This is a genomic window from Streptomyces sp. x-19 (assembly GCF_046549115.1).
Taxonomy (GTDB): domain Bacteria; phylum Actinomycetota; class Actinomycetes; order Streptomycetales; family Streptomycetaceae; genus Streptomyces; species Streptomyces albulus_C.
The window spans coordinates 1-1,569 of sequence record NZ_JAJPWK010000091.1; the positions used below are offsets into that span (position 1 = coordinate 1).

The following is a 1,569-nucleotide window of genomic DNA, read 5'->3' on the forward strand; positions in this document are numbered from 1 at the left end:
AGTTCTTGTAACCGAGCGCGACGTCCTCGGCGGACAGGTCCGGGTCGCTGGTGGCCAGCAGGTACTTGCCGTCCAGGCGGGCCTCGGCGGCGACCTTGGCGGCGTCGATGGACAGCCGCCCGGTGGTGGGGTGCTGCTTGAGCCAGCGGCCGAGGGCGGGATGATCGCGCAGCGCGCACTCGGCCTTGCGGTGCGGGGCGTCCGAAGGGGCCGCGGGGCGTTTGCCGGTCTTGGCCGCCTTGGCCTTTGCCCTGGCCGTGTCGGCCTGGCGGGCCGTCTTGATGCGTGTCAACTCCTCGCGGATCGCGGCGAGTTGGTCTTGACATCGGGCGGCATCGCGTTCGGCCTCGGCGGGGTTGTGGCAGATGATGAAGCGTCTGCCCTCATCGCCGTCGAGGCGGACTTCCTTCACACGCAGGTTGTCGCGAACGTCCTGGTAGCGGCCCTGGCGGGCCAGGGCCTGATCGGCACGGTGGGAGCCCTCGCGCATCTTGACGCCGGTGATGTATTGGCCGCCGGCCCGGCGCAGGTAGCTCTGGTTGGCCTCGGAGGAGAACCCGGTGTCGCAGACGGTGACCACCCGCCCGAGCCGCCAGTCGCGCAGCCCGTCCTTGACCTCGGTGATCACGGTCTGGTCGTTGGTTCCACCAGGCCAGGTCCAGCAGCGAACCGGGATGCCCTCGCGGGTGACGGCCAATCCGATGACGATCTGCGGCAGGTCCCGCCGGTGGTCCTTGGAGTGCCCGTACTGCCGCAAGCTGCTGTGCTCGCCGGTCGGTTCGTCGGCTTCGTCACGCTCGAAGTACGTGGAAGTGGTGTCGAAGAAGACCAGGTCGACTTCGAGGTTGAGCAGGTGGGCGGCGGAGAAGAACACTGCTTCCTGCACGGCGCCTTGGACATCGGCCTCGATGAGCAGGTCCATGGCCCGGTAAGCGTGCTGCTCGGCGAGCATCTCCAGGCCGGGGACCACCTGGTCGCAGGTGACCCACTCGGCGGCCGCGAGCTTGGACGCAGGGGCGATGGCCCGGTTGGCGACCAGAGCGAAGATCGTGCGCTCGACATCAGTGCGGAACCGCCGGCCGTCGATGCGCGAGGCCAGGGCTGTGTCGATGCCGAGCAGCTTCCACAGCCCGTCCAGCAACCAGCTCGCCCCGATCGGCCGGGAGGACTCCACCGTCAGCGGGCCGGCTTCTTCGGCTCCCAGCGGCGCGGCGGCCTCGTCCTCGTCGCCGAGGTAGCGGTTGATCGAGGCGACCAGGCGGCGCAACCCGTCGACGTCCAGGCGATCTTCGCGGCCGAAGTTGACCAGCACCTCGGCCTGGGTGGTGCCGTCCTTGCGACGGTTGTGGGCGAGTTGGAGGTAGCGCACCACCGACCCGTCCTTGTTCCGTCGCTGGATCTTCCGCAAGTAAATGCCCGCATCATCAGGCAAGGGGCCAGATCAGAGCAATACCAGCGCACATCCGTTTGCCCACACCCCTGGACACTCCCAGGCGGGCGTCAGCCCACTCACCTGCACAGATCCGCCGCCGACCCGTCCCGCATGCCCACCAACTGTCGAACTCGGGG

1 protein-coding gene is annotated in these 1,569 nt (G+C 68.6%); it reads right to left on the minus strand.

Annotated elements, in window-relative coordinates:
- Window positions 1-1,408 (minus strand): IS1634 family transposase (locus ACLJT4_RS42355; protein WP_411130501.1); only part of this gene is annotated, 1,408 nt, incomplete at its 3' end.
- Window positions 1,409-1,569 lie beyond the last annotated feature (161 nt).